Genomic DNA, 18908 nt, shown 5'->3' with positions numbered 1-18908 from the left:
TTTCACCATTCGTTCTCGAAGGGCGATCAATATTAGCTGGGTGTGGTTGCCGCTCACTGCGGAGCCGTGGCCTTTTGCGGAATCGTTTCAGCCGCCGGCGGCTCCGAGGGATCGGCGGGATGGCCGTAGATCGTGTAGACAGCGCCTGCCAGAACGCCCAGGACTAGGAGAGCAAGCACGTATAACATCATTCCCCGGATAGCGGTTTTGGGTGTCTCTTCCATATGGGATCTCCAAAATTGCTCAGCCGTCAAAGTAAATGCGAGCGCGTTTGGTTCCGGGGTTGAACATCTTGAAAAGGCAAATCGTCGGTCTATGTGCCCGCATCAGGACAGTTTCTGACGACGCCGGCTTCGGCTCGCCCTCTCGTCCGGCGACATGACAACTTGTACGACAGCTTACAATTCCGCGAGTGTGTCCTTATTGCTACAGCCTTCTGTTGAATAGCTGTATATCCTTTGGTTCTAATGTAATCCACGGGGTACGAAAATGAAGTTAACTATCGCCACTACCTTTCTCGCACTTGTCGCTACGACTGCGTTCGCGGCAGATGTCGTTCAGGAGGCCCCGACCGCCCCGCTTGCGGCAGCGCCTGTTTTCACCTGGTCTGGTCCGTATTTCGGTATCGATGGCGGCGCCGCTTGGTTGAACGGTGATTTCAGCGCCGGCGGTGCCTCTGCCTCTGAGGATTTTAACGGCGGCGTCTTCGGCGGGTTCGCAGGTTACAATTTCCAGTTCGATAACTTTGTCGTGGGCATCGAAGGAAACCTCGAACACAATTGGAATGAAGAGGACGCGCTCGGCGCAGAAGTCGGGACGGATTGGGCTGGAGCCGTTCGCGGTCGTGTCGGCTACGCCTTCGATAAGGCTCTGATCTACGGCGCAGCCGGCTGGGCCGCCACGCGCGGTTACGTCGATGCGCCCGGCTTCGATAAGGAAACCGAGACGTTCAACGGGTACACGGTTGGAGCAGGCGTTGACTTTGCTATCACCAACAACATCTTCGCCCGCGGCGAATACCGCTACAATGACTATGGCGAACAAGATATCCTGGGCGTTGACGTCGACCTCGATCAGCACGAACTGAAGTTCGGTATCGGTGTGAAGTTCTAATAAGAATTCCTCGGATCGATAGCATCAGAGCCTCGCCGTGTTTCGGCGGGGCTTTTTCATTCCTCCGGATCACGTCGCGGTTCACGCGCGACATATGGGGCCGGACCGTTTAGCGGTGAGCCGCTCCGTGATCGAAACGAAATCATTAGTCTCCCTGCCCCTGCCCTGAGCGACGATCCCGCTCGGCGCCACTTCCAGATCCAATTTCGCCAATTTTCTCGCGCGTCGATCTCGGTGTGGCGGTCTTTGCCGCCCCCATCAAAACGGCAGGCGGAGCGGCGGCGCTTCGACACGGCGATCAAACCGCCGCTTATTTTTTGCTCGCACTGGCCGATCAGCCCTCGGCCCCAGTTGCCGCATGTCTCGCCTGAGGTCGCAGGGCGTCATTGCGAGGAGACGCGCATGGTAATGCGAAATTGGAACCAGAGCTGCCGCGACGCATTACCTGCTTGCAACTTGGCTCATTCCATTTCGAAGGAGATTTCACATGAACCAGCTTATTTGGATCGTCGGTGCCGTCGTCATCGTGCTCGCTATCCTGAGCTTCTTCGGCTTCCGTTGAGAAAAAGGATCTGCGGCTCGACCGCACCATCCACAACGCAACAGCGCGCCGCTGCTCTGGCCGCAGAGCACGATGTCAGGCGCAGCGTGATGGTAGCATTAGCAGTGGCTTGATGTCTGCTATCGTATCCGGTGGGTGTGAGGCTGGCCCGGCGAATTCAGAGTCTCAAACGTCCGCGGATCGGCGGCGCCTCAATAAAAGACGGCGCCCGAAGACGCCGCTGGGTATTGGAACCTCTTCATTGAGAATACGATCTGAGCATGCGGCCGACCGGACATCTTCGCTGGTCGTCGAATTGTTGAAAACGCCGCGCCGCGCCGGCGACATCGATGAAATCGTCAATCCCTGCCTCTACCAAAATTCGCACCGCGTTTCGCTGCATAGGCCGGCGCAGCCGTTTAGCGGCGAGCCGCGCGCCGAGCGAAAAGAAATGATTACTCTCAATCACCTGCCGCTACTCTGAGGCGACTATCGCGCTCGGCGCCACTTGCAGATCCGATTTCGCCAAACTTCTCGCGCATTGATTCTCAGTGGCGTCTTCAGCCTTGCCAGTCGCTATCCTGCTGATCTCGTCGTTCTAGACGCGCAGGACAGCGCTTCCAACCCACCGACACGAGAAGAATCTCTGCCGCACCCATCACCGCCGCAGGCGGAGCGGCGCCACTTCGACCCGGCGCGACCCAAGCCCCGGTATTTTGCTCGCACCGGCCAATCAGCCCTCTGCGCTAGTTGCCGCATATCTTACCTGAGATCGCCAGACGTTATCGATCCCGATCTATTGCGAAAGCAGCTCGATCCAGGTGTAAATTTTCATGCCGAGAAATTGTACTATTCGCTCTTAGAAGCGATGGGATAATGCTCTCACGTTCGGCTGGCGGTCTATTTGGGTAAGGGCTTCGTGTGGATATCAAGACTATGCTTGGCGAGATCGCTGACAAAGGTGGCAGTGTCGAGGTCTTGGAAGATCACTATTGCCCTTGTGATGCAGAGGCAGAGTTGCTTGGCTTGATCAAAAGAGAGAATAATGGCGGCGGTTTTGGCTTCACCGAAACACTCTCCCTGACGAATAAAGGCCGACAGTACATTGGAACAGGCGTAGTTACGCCCCCAGTTCAGATCACGGCCAAGAGTGCGGTCACTCGTTTTCTCCGTAGGCTTACGCGTCCAATCCTGGCTAGATAGACTCCCGCCATTCCTGTCATCAGATGACAGGTCAATCATCTCGCGCGACGAAAGAGAACCTGCAACGGATCGAGACGACGCAAAAGCGGTCGACGAATTAACCGTGTGACGCGTGTGACTTCCGCCGCGTCGCAAAAGCCACTAATTTACTTGTTCTTTGATTTATGGTGAGAGCGTCGGGGTTCGAACCCGAGACCTACTGATTAAAAGTCAGTTGCTCTACCGGCTGAGCTACGCTCTCCCTCTCCGCGGGTGTGAAGCAGCCCGGCTGGAAGTGGGCGGAACATAGGCAGGCGACCCATTGTGGTCAACCGAAAAATTCGGCTTTTTCCAGCGATCGGCACATTTCTTGCGGGCGCAAGGCTTATCCCCCGCGCGTGCAAGGGTTATCCCTGCGCGTTCAAGGGTATCCCTTGTGCTTTCAAGGCTTATCGCCTGCGTGCGACAACTTGAGTTCTTGCGCACGCAAAAAGGTGATTGGCAATCCGGGCCTCGCAAAGCTAGGAACAGGGCGCAGATTGCAGCCGGAGAGAGTGCGTGTCGATTGCCGATATTTCCCTGTGGAGCGCTTTGATAGCCGGGGCGCTTTCCTTCCTCTCGCCCTGCGTGCTTCCCCTCGTCCCGCCCTATCTCTGTTATATGGCCGGTATTTCAGTCGAGCAGTTCCGGGGCGGCTCCGCGGTGGCGGTGGCGCCCGATGTCAGGCGCGGCGTGCTGTTCTCCGCGCTGCTTTTCACGCTCGGCTTTGCCACCGTCTTCGTGGCGCTCGGCGCCGGCGCTTCCAGCATCGGCATGGCGCTGCGCCAGCATCTCGACCTGCTCTCCAAGATCGGCGGGCTGATCATCATCGTCATGGGGCTGAATTTCCTCGGGCTCTTCCGAATCGGAATTCTGGGCCGCGAGGCACGCTTCCAAAGTGGCGGGAAGCCCGCGACTCTGACGGGCGCCTATGTCATGGGCCTGGCCTTCGCCTTCGGCTGGACGCCCTGCATCGGCCCGGTGCTCGGCGCGATTCTCGGTGTGGCCGCCTCGCGCGACACGGTCGGCTCCGGCGCCGGGTTGCTCGCCATCTATTCGTTGGGCCTTGCCGTTCCCTTCTGGATCGCCGCCGGATTTTCCGGCGCCTTCATGCGCTTCCTGTCGCGCTTCCGCCGCCATCTCGGCACGGTGGAAAAGGTGATGGGCGTCTTCCTCATCCTCACCGGCCTCGCCTTCCTGTTCGGCTGGGTCAGCGATGTGGCGATCTGGTTTCAGCAGACCTTTCCGATCCTTATGAAAATCGGCTAAACAGCTCTTAGCCTCGCCGATCTGTCCCCGCACATTGGAAAACTCTTTTGGCTGATTTCGTCAGTCTACTTCTGCCGTTCTTCGGCCTGATCCTGATCGGTTACTTCGCCGCCAAGGCGACGAAGCAGCCGGCGGAAGCGCTCGGCTGGCTGAACACATTCATCATCTATGCCGCCCTGCCCGCTCTGTTTTTCAAGCTCGTCTCGCGCACGCCGATCGAAGAGCTGACGCGGGTCGATTTCATCGTCACCGATATCGCCGCGACCTATGCAGTCTTCATCCTGCTCTTTGCCATCGGCCGTTTCGTGCGCGGCAATGCGCTTGATGACTGCACCATCCAGTCCTTTGCCGGCGCCTATGGCAATATCGGCTATATGGGGCCGGGGCTGGCGTTCTTGGCGCTCGGCGAAGGCGCCGCCGTGCCAGTGGCGCTGATCATCTGCTTCGAGAATGCGCTGCATTTCATCGTCGCGCCGACGCTGATGGCGGCCGGCGACGACAAGCGTTCAGCGGGCCAGCTTGCGGCCGATATCGCCCGGAAGGTGACGCTGCATCCCTTCATCCTGTCGACGGCGGCAGGCTTTGCCGTCGCCGCCTTCGATATCGCCCAGCCGCTGGCGTTTCAGCGCCTGGTCGATTACCTCGCCCAGGCGGCCGCCCCCTGCGCGCTCTTTGCCATGGGCGTGACGCTGGCGCTGCGGCCGCTGAAGCGCATCCCGGCGGAAATCTCCTATATCGTGCCGGCCAAGCTGATCCTGCATCCCATCGCGGTTTTTCTGGCGCTGACAGCTGTCGGCGGTTTCGAGCCGGTCTGGATCCAGGCAGCCGTGCTGCTCGCCTCATTGCCGACGGCGACCAACGTCTTCGTCATCGGCCAGCAATATGGCGTCTGGCAGGAGCGCGCCTCGGCGACGATCCTGATCACGACGGTGCTTTCGGTGGCGAGCGTTTCGCTCTGGCTGGTCGTGATCCGCTCAGGCCTTCTTCCGCTTCAGCTTTTCCTTTAAGGAATCGGGAATATCACGGAAGACCCGGCCGGGCTCAATGCCCTCACGCATGACGAGGTTGCGCAGCGGCGGAATGGCCGAAAGAATATGCAGGCCGGCAGCCCGCAGCATTTGCACCGGCAGGAAATCGGAGAGCAGCGAGCGGTTGAGAAGATCGACACTGGCGGTGCGCGTCATGATGTCGGCGCGGCGTTTGCGGTCGAAGCTGTCGCCGGCATCGGCCGGCAACGGCAATTCGGCCCTGTCACAGAGGATGTCGACGAGCGCCATGATATCACGCAGGCTGAGGTTCAGCCCCTGCGCCCCGATCGGCGGGAAAACATGCGCCGCCTCGCCGATCAGCGCGATGCGCCCCTTGCCGAAACGATGCGCCATCATGCCGGACAGCGGCCAGAGCTGGACGCCCTCCTCCACGTCGACTTTGCCGAGCATGGACTGCATCTGCGCCTCGACCATGGCCGAGAGTTCGGCCAGCGGCAATTCCATGCGAGCGGCGGCCTCAGCGGGATTCTGCACCCAGACGAGGCTGGAGCGGCTTCCCGACAGCGGCACCTGGGTGAAGGGGCCGTGTTTGGTGTGGAATTCGCTCGAGATGTTCTGGTGCGGCAGCGAATGGGCAAAATTCAGCACCATGGCTGATTGCGGATAGGACCAGTTGCGAACGCGGATCCCTGATGTCTCGCGCAGCTTCGAGCCGCGGCCGTCGGCGCCGACGGCAAAATCCGCTGCGAGCGTATCGCCGCCGGCAAGTGTGATCGACACCTTCTCGGCCGAGATCTCGATCGATTCGGCCATGTCGGTGAAGCGGCTGATGTTGCCCTCGCCGGCCGTGGCCTGTTCGAGGATGTCGATCAGCGCCTTGTTGGGGAAATTATAGCCGAAGGCATCAAGGCCGACCTCAGCGGCGCGGAATGTCGTCGTCGGCGCGCGCAGCAGCCGGTCGGTGCCGTCGATGATGCGCATGCTGGTGAGAGGTGCTGCCGCCGGGCGCAGCCTGTCCCAGAGCGTCAGGCGATCGAGGAAGCGGATCGATTGATCCATCAGCGCCGTGGTGCGCCGGTCCTCCTTCGCGGCAACGGGTGCAACCAGCGCCACGCTGCGGCCACCGCGGGCGAGCGCGATTGCGGTGATCATGCCGGCGAGCCCGCCACCGATCACCGCGATTTCAAATGTCTTCATGCTATTGTTCCGCCATCGCAAGAGGCGGACCAGCCGCTTATGCGGCCGGCTTCGCCTGACGGCGCCAACTATAGCCCTTGCCGGCTTCGGCGTCACGCACCGCCGGCTGATAATGATGGGGAATGGCGGGAAGACGGTTTTCGGAAAGCCGCTTGAGTGCGGTCGCATTGCTGACGGCAAAGCTGTCGATGCCGACGCGCAGCATCAGCGGCACCTGATCGATCAGCACGTCGCCCACGGCGCGCAGCTCGTTGGTGTAGCCCAAGCGCTGGCGCAGCAGCGAGGCGTGGCTGAAGGCGCGGCCGTCGTTGAAGGCCGGGAAGGCGACGGCGACGATGTCAAGGCGACAGAGATAGGGCTCCAGCCTCCGCACGTCGTCAGCCGGCTTGATCAGCACGCCAAGGCCAACTTCATTGCTTTCATCAGCCTTGGCGATCAGCTCGTCGAGGCCGAGCAGCGGCTTCTCCTCGCCAGTCGCCTTCACCTCGTCGGTCTCGATCACCCAGGGATCGTTTTCGACAAAACCGGTTTCTCTCCAGATCTTCGTCATCATCCCCCTCCTTATGCCGCTTCGGCGGCCGAGCCGTAGAGCGCAGTCTTGAAGGGCTGCGGCCCGACGCGGCGATAGGCAGCGAGGAAAGTTTCGGACGGATCGAGGCGCAGGCCGAGATAGGTATCGACGATCGTCTCGATTGCATCCGTCACCCGGTCCGGCTCGAAGCCGCGGCCGATGATTTCGCCGATCGACGTATGCTCGTCGCCGGAGCCGCCGAGCGTGATCTGATAGAGTTCGGCGCCCTTCTTCTCCACACCGAGCAGGCCGATATGGCCCACATGGTGATGGCCGCAGGCATTGATGCAGCCGGAGATCTTGATCTTCAGTTCGCCGATCTCGGCCTGGCGTTCGGGATTGCCGAAGCGGCGGGAGATTTCCTGCGCGACCGGAATGGAGCGCGCGTTGGCAAGCGCGCAGTAGTCCAGCCCGGGACAGGCAATGATATCGGTGATCAGGCCGGCGTTGGCTTCGGCGAGGTCGATGGCGACAAGGCCGCGATAGACGGCTTCGAGATCGGCCAGCGCCACATGCGGCAAGATCAGGTTCTGCTCATGGCTGACGCGGATTTCGTCGAAGGCATATTCCTCGGCGAGATCGGCTACCGCATCCATCTGCGCGTCGGTGGCGTCGCCCGGAATGCCGCCGATCGGCTTCAGCGAGATCGTCACCATGCCGTAATCGGGGTTCTTGTGCGGCTGCACATTCTGCTGGACCCAGCGGGCGAAAGCCGGATCGGCCTTCTTCCAACGGGCGAGGTTTTCCCAGCCCTCGGGGCGCTGCGGCAGATCAGGCAGCGCGAAATAGGCGGCGATCGCCTCGACATCCTGTTCCGGCAGCTTGAGCTCGCTATCCTTCAAGGCAGCGAATTCAGCCTCCACCTGGCGGGCCAGTTCCTCGGCGCCGGTTTCGTGCACGAGGATCTTGATGCGAGCCTTGTACTTGTTGTCGCGGCGGCCGTGCAGATTGTACACGCGGACGATCGCCGTTGTGTAGGAGAGCAGATCCTCCTCCGGCAGGAAGTCGCGGATCAGCTTGGCGATCATCGGCGTGCGGCCCTGGCCACCGCCGACATAGACGGCAAAGCCGATCTCACCCTTGTCGTTCTTCTTCAGATGCAGGCCGATATCATGGACCTGGATGGCGGCGCGGTCGCGCTCGGCGCCCGTGACGGCAATCTTGAACTTGCGCGGCAGGAAGGAGAATTCCGGATGGACCGACGACCACTGGCGCAGGATTTCCGCATAAGGCCTGGGATCGGCGACCTCGTCGGCGGCCGCACCGGCAAAGTGATCGGCCGTCACGTTTCTGATGCAGTTGCCCGAGGTCTGCAGGGCATGCATCTCGACGCTGGCGAGATCGGCCAGCGCATCGGGGATCTCCGACAGCTTCGGCCAGTTGAACTGCAGGTTCTGGCGCGTGGTGAAATGGCCGTAGCCGCGGTCATAGGTGCGGGCGATATGGGCGAGCATGCGCATCTGGCGCGCGCTCAGCGTGCCATAGGGAATGGCAATGCGCAGCATATAGGCATGAAGCTGCAGGTAGACGCCGTTCATCAGGCGCAGCGGCTTGAACGCATCCTCGGCAAGCTCGCCGGAAAGGCGGCGCTGAACCTGGTCGCGGAACTGCTCGACGCGCTCGCTGACAAAGGCATGATCAAATTCGTCGTAACGGTACATCGTCTTCCTCAGACTGCAATGAATTCGGGATCGGCGGGAGCGTAGCCCGGAGCATATTCCATGGTCGGCCCATGCGCGCGAATGCGCTCGCGAAGGCGAAGCGGCCAGAGAATGCCGTTGGTTTCCTGAACGTCGACGACGGCGACGTCAACGACTTCGTTGTCGGCATAGGATTTCTTGCCGATCGCTTCTAGCGCTTCGACGGCTTCGTTGTGGCGGGCGACAAGCGCCTCCTGCAGCGAGGTGGACCATTTCCCGTTCGCATCCAGCCAGACGGCAATGCCGTCCGTCAGCCGGTTGGCCGTCAGAACCTTGTCTACCATATTCAGCTCCTTGCAAGTTCCTCGAGCCGGGCGTTCGCACGCACCAGCGGCTCGGACAGTTCGAAATTGGCGCCGGCGACCGCATCGCCGATAATGACCATGACCGGTCCGGTCAGCTCGTCGCGGTGCTGCAGATCGGGAAGATCGGCAAGCGTGCCATGCAGCAGGCGGCGCTCCGCGCGGCTGGCATTTTCGATGACGGCGACTGTCGTCTCGGCGGGAATACCGGCCTGCATCAGTCGCTCGGCGACCGAGGCGGCAACGGTGCGGCCCATATAGACCGCGATCGTCGCGCCGGAGACGGCAAGGCTCGCCCAATCGGGCAGTACATCGCCGGTGAGATCATGGCCCGTGGTGAAGACCAGCGAGGAGGCAACGCCGCGCAGCGTCAGCGGCAGCTCGAAATCGGCGGCGGCGGCGAAAGCCGAGGTGATGCCGGGCACGACCTCATAGGTGATGCCGGCAGCGCGCAATGCAGCCATCTCTTCGCCTGCCCGGCCATAGACCAGCGGATCGCCGGACTTGAGGCGGACGACACGTTTGCCCTGGCGGCCGAGCTCGACCAGCAGCTCGTTGATCTCTTCCTGCGATTTCGAATGGCAGCCCTTGCGCTTGCCGACGGAGAGCCGCTCGGCATCGCGGCGGCCCATATCGACGATCGCCTGCGGCACGAGCGCGTCAAAAACGATGACGTCGGCTTCCATCATCACGCGCTGGGCGCGCAGCGTCAGCAGATCCTCAGCCCCCGGACCGGCACCGACCAGCCAGACGTGGCCCGCGACCTTGTCCATCGCGCCCAGCAGCCGGTCGGCGGCGTGGCGGGCCTGCGGCAGGTTGCCGTTTGCAACAGCATCGGCAACGGCGCCGGAGAAAAAGCGGCGCCAGAAGACGCGGCGGGAAACGCCACGGGGGATCAGTTGATCGACGGCCTTTCTGTAGCTCGTCGCCAGCGCGGCCAGACGCCCAAGCGAAGGAGAGAGAAGCTGATCGATCTGGGCTCGGATCATCTGCGCCAGGACCGGCCCTGCCCCTTCGGTGCCGATTGCGACGGCAACCGGCGCACGATTGACCAGCGCCGGTGTGAAGAAATCGCAGTAATCGGGCTGATCGACGGCGTTGGCCGGAACTTTGGCGGCGCGCGCGGCATCGACGATGGCCCGATCGCTAGCTTCGTCACCGGTTGCGGCAAAGACCAGTGCAGCTCCCTCGACCTGCTTGGCGGCAAAGGCGGCGCGCACGGTCTCGATCCGGTTGGCGATCAGGAAGGCATGATAATCGGCTTCCGGCCGCTCGGCGTAGGCGACGATCCGCGCCCGCGTGTTGAGCAGCAGCCGCACCTTGGCGAAGGCTTCGTCGCCATTACCGAAGACAGCCGTCTTCTGGCCTTCGACGCGAAAGAAGGCTGGAAATACCGAAAGCTGCTCAGTCTTGGGAGACATCATCAATCCACTTCGAAGTTGCCAGAATATGCCCGTGATCGACAAGCGATTGAAGGAACAGAAATTCGAAAGCCCCAGCAAGCGCGTATTCTTATGCTCGCGCCATCGGCGATTTGAGAAAAGTCAACCGTGCCGACGAAAACCACCTGTTCCCATTCTCTTTGCCCACTCCCTTTGTTGCATTGCAGTATAAAGCCTGTGATAAACGGCGTCCACCGGCGTTTGGCGCATTTCGCTCGCGCCTCCAAGGCGATAGACTGGGAAAAACCGGAGACGCCAATGCCTGACAAGACCATCGCCGCCCGCCTGCTTTCGGTGATCGAGGACGATATCCTGCCGCTTACCGAACGCGGCGTTTCGCTTGGCAACAAGGTGTTCGGCGCGGCGATCCTGCGCAAATCCGATCTGTCGCTCGTCGTCGCCGAGACCAACAACGAGTTGGAGAATCCGCTGTGGCACGGCGAGGTGCATACGCTCAAGCGCTTCTACGAACTTGGCGACAAGCCCGCGACCAAGGATTTGATCTTCCTTTCCACCCACGAACCCTGCACCATGTGCATGTCGGCGATTACCTGGGCGGGCTTCGACAATTTCTATTATTTCTTCAGCCACGAGGATTCCCGCGATGCCTTCGCCATTCCGCATGACCTGAAGATCCTGAAGGAGGTCTTCGGGCTTGAACCCGGCGGCTATCGCAGGCAGAACGCCTTCTGGAACAGCTTTGCGGTCGCCGATCTCGTCGAGACCGAAGAGGCTCAAATGAGAGAGGCGCTCAAGGCGCAGACCGCCCGCATCAAGGCGCGCTACGACGCATTGTCGGCCAGCTACCAGTCATCGAAGAGCGCCAACGATATTCCCCTCAACTGAGGATGCTGAACCGAGGCACCATGGAACCTTCAAAAGACATTTCGCGGCTGATCGAGATCATGGCGGCATTGCGCCATCCCGAGACTGGTTGCCCCTGGGACATCGAGCAGAATTTTCAGACGATCAAGCCCTATACGATCGAGGAGGCCTATGAAGTTTCCGACGCAATCGAGCGCGGCGATATGGACGATCTCTGCGACGAGCTCGGCGACCTGCTGCTGCAGGTGGTCTTCCATGCCCGCATGGCCGAGGAAGCCGGCGAATTCTCCTTCGGCGACGTGGTCAACGCCATCACCACCAAGATGATCCGCCGCCACCCGCATGTCTTTGCCCGCTCGGAAGCGGATACACCCGACGCGGTGAAGATCCAGTGGGACGAGATCAAGCAAGCGGAAAAACGCGAGCGCGCCGAGCGCCGCTCACGGCGCGGGATTACCGAGGATTTCAACGGCGGCTTCCTCGGCTCGGTGCAGCGCAGCTTCCCGGCCTTGACGGAAGCGCTGAAGCTGCAGGAACGCGCCGCCAAAGTCGGCTTCGACTGGTCGGCGCCCGAGCCGATCCTCGACAAGATCGAGGAGGAGATCGGCGAATTGCGGATGGCGCTCAGAGACGGTGACCGCGCGAAGGTCAACGACGAACTTGGCGACCTGATCTTCGCGGTCGTCAATATCGGCCGGCATGTGAAGGCGGATCCGGAACAAGCGCTGCGCGGAACGAATACGAAATTTTGACGTCGGTTCAATCATATCGAGCAGGTTCTTGATGCGGAAGGCGAGACGCTGGAGGCGGCCAGTCTGGAGCGGATGGAGGAGATCTGGCAGGCGGCGAAGGCGATTGAGCGGGCTGTGACGGCTGGGGCTGAGTGAGTTGGCGTGGGGTCAGCCCCACCCTCCGTCATGCTCGGCCTAGAGTGGGGTTGGCTTCTCGCCAAATTCAACCCCATCAATGTTTTAGCATCCAAATGCGTGCCCCGCTCCCAATCCTCGCGCGGCGGCTTCGTAGTGCCAGAGCGGCAGCGCCAGCTTGTAGCCGGGAAGGCGATTGAGAGGGCTGTGATGACTGCGGCTGAGTGAGTTGGCGTGAGGTTCAACCCCACCCTCCGTCATGCTCGGCCCTGAGCCGAGCATCCACACCGCACCCACCAGCGGGGTGGCTTCTCACCACTCAACCCCGTCAGAGGCGTAGCACCAAACGCGTACGCTACCGCTCCCAATCTTCCTTCGGAGCCTTCGGCCCGTTGCCGATGCGGCGTTCGAGTTCGGCGGCTTCGGTTTCGGAGAGGCGCAGGTCGAGCGTGATCGAGCCGTCTTCGTTGTCCTCGCGGGCATCGACGATCGCGTGGTCGTAGAGCCAGGGCAGCAGCGCCAGCTTGTCGACCGGAAGGCGGATGGTGGTTTCGGTCATCACGCCGGAGAGCCGGCGGCTGATCTCGTCCATCAGCGTGTCGACGCCCTCGCCGCTGACGGCTGAAACCGCCACCACGTTGCTAGCGCCGGCAGCCTTCTGCACCATCGCATCATGCACCTCGGGCTCCAACCGGTCGATCTTGTTCCAGACCTCGATCAGTCGCTTCTCGGCTTCGGCCTCATCGATGCCGAGATCACCGAGGATACGCATCACGTCGGAGCTCTGCGCCTGATTGTCGTCATCCGACATATCGCGGACATGCAGGATGAGATCGGCTTCGAGCACCTCCTCCAGCGTCGCCCGGAAAGCGGCGACGAGATGGGTGGGCAGGTCGGAGATGAAGCCGACGGTGTCGGACAGGATGACGGTGCGGCCGTGCGGCAGCTTCATGCGGCGCAGCGTCGGGTCGAGCGTGGCAAAGAGCATGTCTTCGGCCAGCACGCCGGCGCCGGTGATGCGGTTGAACAAGGTCGACTTGCCGGCATTGGTATAACCGACGAGCGCCACGATCGGATGCGGCACCTTGCGGCGCTTGGCGCGGTGGAGCTGGCGGGTGCGCACGACCTGCTCCAGCTCGCGCTCGAGCTTGATGATGCGGTCCTGCAGCAGCCGCCGGTCGGCTTCGATCTGAGTTTCGCCGGGGCCGCCCATGAAGCCGCCGCCGCCGCGCTGGCGTTCAAGGTGGGTCCAGCTGCGAACCAGCCGGCCCTTCTGATAATTCAGATGCGCCAGATCGACCTGCAGCGTGCCCTCTTTGGTGGAGGCGCGGCGGCCGAAGATTTCAAGGATCAGGCCGGTGCGGTCGATGACCTTGGCGTTCCATTCCTTTTCGAGATTGCGCTGCTGCACAGGGGTCAGCGGATGATCGACGATGACCAGACCGGAATCGCGCTCGTCGAGTAGCGCCTTGATCTCCTCGATCTTGCCGGTGCCGAGCAGCGTCGCCGGTCGGGGATCATTGACTGGGACGATCGAGCCGTTAACGACATCGAGGTCGATCGCCTGGGCAAGGCCCGTCGCCTCCTCCAGCCGGCTTTCCGGCGTGCGGGTCGAGGCCGATTCGGTCTGGCCGCCGCGGTTGCGGGATTTCAGAACCGGCACGACGACGGTCGCGCGCATGTCATCCCTGTGCTTGGCTGCCTCAGGGATGATCGAATCGTTCTTGGTATCGCGTGTCGAAATGACGGCTGATCCTGTTAGGACGCGGCTTCTTCACTCTCGAACATCTGCATCGGCTGACCCGGCATGATCGTCGAGATCGCATGCTTATACACCAGCTGCGAGTGGCCGTCACGGCGAAGAAGAACACAGAAATTGTCGAAAGAGGTAACAACGCCCGTGAGTTTCACGCCGTTGATCAAAAAGATTGTCAGGGAAATCTTTTGCTTGCGAACAGTATTGAGAAATAAGTCCTGCAGATTCTGAGAACGTTCCGCCATCGCGCCGCTTCTTTCTTTATTGCCGACCTGATCTGGCCGGTTGAATATTAATCAACCTCTCAATGCAAGACCGGCGGCACCCTCATTCCACCTGTCCAGCAAATCTTGGTATCAAATCGCAATCTTTTCCGCAACGTCGAAAAAGGCTTCACGGACTTTCTGCGAGACGCTGCCCGGATGACCGTTGGCAATGGCTTGGCCATCGACGGAAACCACCGGAAAACAAATACTTGTGGCTGCCGTCAAGAAAACCTCGCGGGCCGCGAGCATCTCTGAAACGGAGAAATTCCGCTCGGTGATCTCAAGCCCCAGCCGGGCTGCGACGTCGATCAAGGTGGTGCGCGTAATGCCGCGCAGAATGCCGTGTTCGGCGGGCCGCGTCACCAGAGTTCCGTCCCGGTCGACGATCCAGACATTGGTCGCCGCCCCTTCCTTCACCATGCCGTCGCCATCGACATAGATCGCCTCCTGGGCGCCGGCTTCCTTCGCCTGCTGACGCGCCATGGCGTTCGGCAGCAGGCCGACGGACTTGATGTCGACGCGGTCCCAGCGATTGTCGGCAACGGTGATCGCCTTGATGCCGTTGGCGTTCTTGGCGGCGATGATCTTCGGGTCGGTGCTCTTGGCAGTGATGACAAGCGACGGCGGCGTGCCCTCGGCGGGAAAGACATGATCGCGGCGTGCGACACCGCGCGTCACCTGCAGGTAGAAAAGCCCGTTGCGGACATGATTGCGGCGCAGGGTCTCGCGAATGACCTGCGTCAGCGCCGCCCGGCTCATCGGCCAGACGATGCGCAATTCACCGAGCGACCGGTCGAGACGGTTCAGGTGGCGGGTGAGATCGACGATATAGCCGTGACGGACCTCGCAGACTTCGTAGACGCCGTCGGCGAACTGATAGCCGCGGTCCTCGATATGGACGCTCGCATCGGAATGCTTGACGTAACGGCCGTTCACATAGGCGATTCTCGGCATGGGAAACCTGGTCTTCCGGGAAGCGAGAGAAGGATATGGCGCGGCAATGGCCGCGCCTGCTAGATCACAAACTGGAGCAAGATATTGCCCGAAAACCGCTCACACATTTCGGCGTCATGCTTTAGACGCCGAGCGACTTCAGCTTGCGGTGCAGCGCCGAACGCTCCATGCCGACGAATTCGGCGGTGCGTGAGATGTTGCCGCCGAAGCGGTTGATCTGGGCGATCAGATAATCCTTCTCGAACATCTCTCGGGCTTCGCGCAGCGGCAGCGTCATGATGTGATAGTCATTCTTGGCCGACACCTTCGGCAGCATGTCGCCGAGATCTGTCGGCAGCATGTCGGCGGTGATCGGCGCATCCGGCCCGTCGGTGCGGGCAAGAATCATCAGCCGCTCGATATTGTTGCGCAGCTGGCGGATATTGCCCGGCCAGTCATGCGCTTGCAGCACCGCCATGGCGTCGTCGCCGATGCGGCGCGGACGAATGCCGGCCTGTTCGGAAATCTGCCGCATCAGCTGATCGACGAGGAAGGGAATGTCTTCGCGCCGCTCGGCAAGGGCGGGTACGCGCACCGGCACGACGGCGAGGCGATGATAGAGATCCTCGCGGAACCAGCCTTCGGCGATGCGGCTCTCGAGATTATAGGCGGTCGAGGAAATGATGCGGACATCGACCTTGACGCGCTTGGAACCGCCGACCCGTTCGAACTGCTGATCGACCAGCACCCGCAGGATCTTGTTCTGCGTCTCGCGCGGCATCTCGCCGACCTCGTCGAGATAGAGGATGCCGCGATGGGCTTCCTCGAGCGCGCCGATCTTGCGCGCCTGGCCGGGCGTGCCCTCGGTTCCGAACAGCGCGACTTCCATACGATCGGGCGTGATGTTGGCGGCATTGATCGCCACGAAGGGACCGTTGGCGCGGGCCGACTTCTTGTGGATCATCCGCGCCACCAGCTCCTTGCCGGAGCCGGAGGCGCCGAGGATCATGATGCGGCTGTTAGTCGGCGAAACCTTCTCGATCGTCTGGCGCAGCTGCGAGACGGCGACCGAGGTGCCGATCAACTCCAGGGCATCGCCGGTGCGCCGCTTCAGCTCGGAAACCTCGCGCTTGAGTTTAGAATTTTCGAGCGCCCGTTCAGCGATCAGGATCAGCCGGTCGGCCTTGAACGGCTTTTCGATGAAATCGAAGGCGCCGCGTTTGATCGCCGAGACGGCGGTCTCGATGTTGCCGTGGCCCGAGATCATCACGACGGGCAGATCGGGATGGCGGGTCTTGATCTCGTCGAGCAGCGACAGGCCGTCGAGCTTGCTGCCCTGCATCCAGATATCGAGGAAGATCAGCCGCGGCACGCGGTCGGAGATCGCCGCCAGCGCGCTGTCGCTGTCATGGGCGGTGCGTGTTTCGTGTCCCTCGTCCGAGAGAATGCCGGAAACGATCTCGCGAATATCGTGCTCGTCATCGACGACGAGAATATCAGAGGCCATAAACGCTTTCCTTGTCATTGGCTGCGGGGGCAGCAGGCGTCGGATCCCGGCGTGGCAGATGCACGCGGATCATGGCCCCACTTCCCCGGTCAAAATCGGCGGGCGCATCGTGCAGTTCGAGCTGCCCGCCATGTTCCTCGATGATCTTCTTGACGATGGCGAGGCCAAGGCCGGTGCCCTTCTCGCGCATCGTCATATAGGGCTCCAGAATGCTGTGGCGGTTTTCCACCGGCAGGCCGCGGCCATTGTCGATCACGTCGACGGTGAAGCGGTCGCGGCCGGCGTCGAGGGCGGCGCGGACGAGAATCTTGCGCTCGTCGCGTTCATCGCTCGGAACCGCCTCGATTGCTTCCACGGCATTCTTGATGAGATTGCCGAAGGCCTGGCCGAGCATGCGGCTGTCGAACAGGCCCTCCAGAGGCTGGTCACCGAAATCCTGCTGGAAGGCGACATGCTGGTTGCCCATCTCACGCAGGAAGATCGCGTCGCGCAGAATCTCGCGCAGATCGCTCGGCTCCTTGGTCGGCTTCGGCATGCGGGCAAAGGCGGAGAATTCGTCGACCATGCGGCCGATATCGCCGACCTGACGGATGATCGTATCCGTGCATTGGTCGAAGACGGTTCGGTCGTTCTGGTCGATCTGCTTGCCATAGCGGCGCTGGATGCGTTCCGCGGACAGCTGAATCGGCGTCAGCGGGTTCTTGATCTCATGGGCGATGCGCCGTGCGACGTCGCCCCAGGCGGTCGAACGCTGGGCAATGACGAGGTCGGTGATGTCGTCGAGCGTAATCACATAGGATTCGCTCATGTCACGCACTTCCTCGCGGGTGACCTGGACGCTCAGCGTCCTGACCGTGCCGCCGCGCACCAGCGCGATCTGCTTGCGGAAATCGCCGCGATGGCGCACCGCCGCCTCGGTCAGCACCTGATCGACCTCCGGCGCAATGTCTGCCAATTGCTTGCCGAGCATTGCGTCGGCCGACAATGACATCAGCGTCTCGGCCGAACTGTTGACGATGGCGATGCGGCGCTCCTGCTCGACGCCGATGACGGCGGCGGTAACACCCGACAGCACCGCCTCGATGAAGCGCCGGCGGTCGTCGACCTCGTCCTTGGCCTCAAGGATCTCGTCGCGCTGGGTGCGGATTTCCGAGATCATCTTGTTGAAGGTGCGCGACAGATTGGCGACGTCGCCATCGACGGCATGCACCGGCACGACGATGTCCATATTGCCCGAGGCGACGCTGTCGGCCGCGGTGATCAGCAGCCGGATCGGCCGGACGATGCGGTCGGCAACGGCGATCGCCGTCCAGATCGCCGCCAGGAGCACGATCAGCGCAAAGCCGATGTAAAGCACGGCAAAGGCGATCTGCAGCGAGAAACGGTTGGCCTCCATCGAACGGTATTCGGTGGCGTTCTCCTCCATCATGCGCATGGCGCCCATGACCTTGGGATCGACCGCACGCACAGTGTAGAGGAAGGTACCCTGGATGGCATCGAGCCTGATGATGGCGCCGACAAGGTTGGTGACGCCGGGCGGGATCAGCGTCGGCTGACCGGCCGCCGCCTTTTGCAGAGCGTCCTGCGGAATGGCCGGCAACGGTTTTTCGGTGGCGATGTCAGCCTGGACCTTTACCGAGCCGTCGCTCTCAACCAGGAAGGCGCCGAGGAGGCCGCGGCCCCTCGCCTGGCGCGTCATCAATTCGGCGAACCCCGTCCGGTCGAGACTGTAGAGGGCGCGGTTGCGCTCCAGGTCGTTGGCCATGGAAACCGTCTGCCCCTGCAGGTAGCTGGCGTTCTCCATCATATAGGCCTGGCCGATATTGCGCGACGAGCTGACGATCGACTGGGTGCGCAGGGCAAACCAGCGGTCGAGGCCGGCATTCAGCGTAATACTGGCAAAGATGGCGACGAGGATCGCCGGCGTGATCGCGACAATCGAGAAGAGCACGACGATGCGGATATGCAGGCGCGCGGCCGCCCTACCCCGGGTGCGGGCCTTGAGCAGCCTTGCCACCTCGCGGCCGATCAACGCCAGCAGCGTCAGCACGAAGAAGGAATTGACGATGACCGAGGTGATGACGACATGCGAGGTCGGCGCAATCGGCGTCAGGCCCAGCAGTATGAAAAGCGTAATCGTGGCGCAGAGAAGCGCCCCGCCGGCGAGCACGAGGCCGGGCACGGCAAAAAGGGCGCGGCGATCGGTCACCGTCGTCACCGCCTCGCCCGCCGCCGCCGGCGCTACCCCATCCTGCGTCATTCGGCCTCTCTTCAGGCGGCGCCCGCCGCCCTGCCCTCCGACCGAAACCAGCCAACGCCGGCTTGAGAAAGCCAGCGCCAAGACGACTCGATCGGGAGCGAAATGTCCAAAACCCTGCGTGACCTTTAAGCAACGCATTGTGGCGAAAAT

The 18908-nt window shown here is 61.8% G+C and carries 17 protein-coding genes, 1 tRNA gene and 1 pseudogene; 6 read left to right on the top strand and 13 right to left on the bottom strand.

Annotation, left to right across the window (positions count from 1 at the left end; genetic code table 11):
* Positions 1–53 precede the first annotated feature (53 nt).
* Positions 54–224 (bottom strand): hypothetical protein, encoded by a 171-nt coding sequence (locus EFR00_RS32915; protein ID WP_010053075.1) that lies wholly within the window; start codon positions 222–224, stop codon positions 54–56.
* A gap of 265 nt (positions 225–489) precedes the next feature.
* Between EFR00_RS32915 and EFR00_RS03660 the strand changes: the two genes are divergently transcribed.
* A complete protein-coding gene (locus EFR00_RS03660; protein WP_009992255.1) occupies positions 490–1113 on the top strand; it encodes an outer membrane protein in 624 nt (207 codons plus the stop codon).
* 674 nt (positions 1114–1787) lie between these two features.
* Positions 1788–2138, top strand: a complete 351-nt coding sequence (locus EFR00_RS03655; protein WP_125461973.1) for a hypothetical protein — start codon at positions 1788–1790, stop codon at positions 2136–2138.
* Between the two features lie 416 nt (positions 2139–2554).
* On the opposite strand, the gene EFR00_RS32910 is transcribed toward EFR00_RS03655, so the two are convergent.
* Entirely contained in the window at positions 2555–2896 is a 342-nt protein-coding gene (locus tag EFR00_RS32910; RefSeq protein WP_164519035.1) for a hypothetical protein, read from the bottom strand.
* Positions 2897–3022: 126 nt separating this feature from the next.
* Positions 3023–3098 (bottom strand) — tRNA-Lys (locus EFR00_RS03645).
* Between the two features lie 296 nt (positions 3099–3394).
* On the opposite strand from EFR00_RS03645, the gene EFR00_RS03640 reads away from it, so the two are divergent.
* On the top strand, positions 3395–4144 hold the full coding sequence (locus tag EFR00_RS03640) for a cytochrome c biogenesis CcdA family protein (protein ID WP_077993784.1): 750 nt from the start codon (positions 3395–3397) through the stop codon (positions 4142–4144).
* 47 nt (positions 4145–4191) lie between these two features.
* Positions 4192–5151 (top strand): AEC family transporter, encoded by a 960-nt coding sequence (locus EFR00_RS03635; protein ID WP_077993786.1) that lies wholly within the window; start codon positions 4192–4194, stop codon positions 5149–5151.
* Here the strand turns inward: EFR00_RS03635 and EFR00_RS03630 are convergent.
* Genes EFR00_RS03630 through cysG form a run of 5 tightly spaced genes read right to left on the bottom strand, consistent with a single transcriptional unit; the run spans position 5119 to position 10324 of the window.
* Complete coding sequence (locus EFR00_RS03630) at positions 5119–6330, bottom strand: UbiH/UbiF family hydroxylase (RefSeq protein ID WP_077993788.1); 1212 nt, start codon at positions 6328–6330, stop codon at positions 5119–5121. The two genes, EFR00_RS03635 and EFR00_RS03630, sit on opposite strands and share 33 nt — an antisense overlap.
* A gap of 37 nt (positions 6331–6367) precedes the next feature.
* Positions 6368–6880: a DUF934 domain-containing protein gene (locus tag EFR00_RS03625; protein ID WP_077993790.1), complete on the bottom strand. Its 513-nt coding sequence runs from the start codon at positions 6878–6880 to the stop codon at positions 6368–6370.
* Between the two features lie 11 nt (positions 6881–6891).
* A complete protein-coding gene (locus EFR00_RS03620) occupies positions 6892–8562 on the bottom strand; it encodes a nitrite/sulfite reductase (RefSeq protein WP_077993793.1) in 1671 nt (556 codons plus the stop codon).
* A gap of 8 nt (positions 8563–8570) precedes the next feature.
* Entirely contained in the window at positions 8571–8885 is a 315-nt protein-coding gene (locus tag EFR00_RS03615; protein ID WP_009988931.1) for a DUF2849 domain-containing protein, read from the bottom strand.
* Positions 8886–8887: 2 nt separating this feature from the next.
* Positions 8888–10324, bottom strand: a complete 1437-nt coding sequence (gene cysG, locus EFR00_RS03610) for a siroheme synthase CysG (protein ID WP_077994087.1) — start codon at positions 10322–10324, stop codon at positions 8888–8890.
* A gap of 279 nt (positions 10325–10603) precedes the next feature.
* On the opposite strand from cysG, the gene EFR00_RS03605 reads away from it, so the two are divergent.
* The gene (locus tag EFR00_RS03605) at positions 10604–11191 is read left to right on the top strand and encodes a deaminase (RefSeq protein ID WP_077993795.1); all 588 of its coding nucleotides are present in this window, start codon (positions 10604–10606) and stop codon (positions 11189–11191) included.
* Positions 11192–11211: 20 nt separating this feature from the next.
* A pseudogene (mazG, locus tag EFR00_RS03600) lies at positions 11212–12057 on the top strand (nucleoside triphosphate pyrophosphohydrolase).
* 334 nt (positions 12058–12391) lie between these two features.
* On the opposite strand, the gene hflX reads toward mazG, so the two are convergent.
* From hflX to EFR00_RS03575, 5 genes are all read right to left on the bottom strand, one after another.
* Positions 12392–13717 (bottom strand): GTPase HflX, encoded by a 1326-nt coding sequence (gene hflX / locus EFR00_RS03595; protein ID WP_077993797.1) that lies wholly within the window; start codon positions 13715–13717, stop codon positions 12392–12394.
* Between the two features lie 77 nt (positions 13718–13794).
* Positions 13795–14037, bottom strand: a complete 243-nt coding sequence (hfq, locus tag EFR00_RS03590) for an RNA chaperone Hfq (RefSeq protein WP_003539403.1) — start codon at positions 14035–14037, stop codon at positions 13795–13797.
* A 111-nt stretch (positions 14038–14148) separates the two neighbouring features.
* Positions 14149–15012, bottom strand: a complete 864-nt coding sequence (locus EFR00_RS03585) for a D-amino-acid transaminase (RefSeq protein WP_038688771.1) — start codon at positions 15010–15012, stop codon at positions 14149–14151.
* Between the two features lie 121 nt (positions 15013–15133).
* Positions 15134–16498: a nitrogen assimilation response regulator NtrX gene (gene ntrX / locus EFR00_RS03580; RefSeq protein ID WP_038688769.1), complete on the bottom strand. Its 1365-nt coding sequence runs from the start codon at positions 16496–16498 to the stop codon at positions 15134–15136.
* Positions 16488–18758: a sensor histidine kinase NtrY-like gene (locus tag EFR00_RS03575; protein ID WP_077993800.1), complete on the bottom strand. Its 2271-nt coding sequence runs from the start codon at positions 18756–18758 to the stop codon at positions 16488–16490. The genes ntrX and EFR00_RS03575 overlap by 11 nt, the downstream gene beginning before the upstream one ends.
* Between the last annotated feature and the right edge of the window lie 150 nt (positions 18759–18908).

The organism is Rhizobium sophoriradicis, from assembly GCF_003939025.1.
Lineage (GTDB): Bacteria > Pseudomonadota > Alphaproteobacteria > Rhizobiales > Rhizobiaceae > Rhizobium > Rhizobium sophoriradicis.
The sequence above is the reverse complement of the archived record's forward strand: the minus strand, read 5'-3'. Positions and strand labels throughout refer to the sequence as shown.

Coding starts and splice junctions, on each gene's coding strand:
- EFR00_RS32915 (WP_010053075.1), bottom strand. CDS start 224: ATGGAAGAGACACCCAAAACCGCTATCCGGGGAATGATGTTATACGTG.
- EFR00_RS03660 (WP_009992255.1), top strand. CDS start 490: ATGAAGTTAACTATCGCCACTACCTTTCTCGCACTTGTCGCTACGACT.
- EFR00_RS03655 (WP_125461973.1), top strand. CDS start 1,788: ATGTCTGCTATCGTATCCGGTGGGTGTGAGGCTGGCCCGGCGAATTCA.
- EFR00_RS32910 (WP_164519035.1), bottom strand. CDS start 2,896: ATGATTGACCTGTCATCTGATGACAGGAATGGCGGGAGTCTATCTAGC.
- EFR00_RS03630 (WP_077993788.1), bottom strand. CDS start 6,330: ATGAAGACATTTGAAATCGCGGTGATCGGTGGCGGGCTCGCCGGCATG.
- EFR00_RS03625 (WP_077993790.1), bottom strand. CDS start 6,880: ATGACGAAGATCTGGAGAGAAACCGGTTTTGTCGAAAACGATCCCTGG.
- EFR00_RS03620 (WP_077993793.1), bottom strand. CDS start 8,562: ATGTACCGTTACGACGAATTTGATCATGCCTTTGTCAGCGAGCGCGTC.
- EFR00_RS03615 (WP_009988931.1), bottom strand. CDS start 8,885: ATGGTAGACAAGGTTCTGACGGCCAACCGGCTGACGGACGGCATTGCC.
- cysG (WP_077994087.1), bottom strand. CDS start 10,324: ATGTCTCCCAAGACTGAGCAGCTTTCGGTATTTCCAGCCTTCTTTCGC.
- EFR00_RS03605 (WP_077993795.1), top strand. CDS start 10,604: ATGCCTGACAAGACCATCGCCGCCCGCCTGCTTTCGGTGATCGAGGAC.
- hflX (WP_077993797.1), bottom strand. CDS start 13,717: ATGCGCGCGACCGTCGTCGTGCCGGTTCTGAAATCCCGCAACCGCGGC.
- hfq (WP_003539403.1), bottom strand. CDS start 14,037: ATGGCGGAACGTTCTCAGAATCTGCAGGACTTATTTCTCAATACTGTT.
- EFR00_RS03585 (WP_038688771.1), bottom strand. CDS start 15,012: ATGCCGAGAATCGCCTATGTGAACGGCCGTTACGTCAAGCATTCCGAT.
- ntrX (WP_038688769.1), bottom strand. CDS start 16,498: ATGGCCTCTGATATTCTCGTCGTCGATGACGAGCACGATATTCGCGAG.
- EFR00_RS03575 (WP_077993800.1), bottom strand. CDS start 18,758: ATGACGCAGGATGGGGTAGCGCCGGCGGCGGCGGGCGAGGCGGTGACG.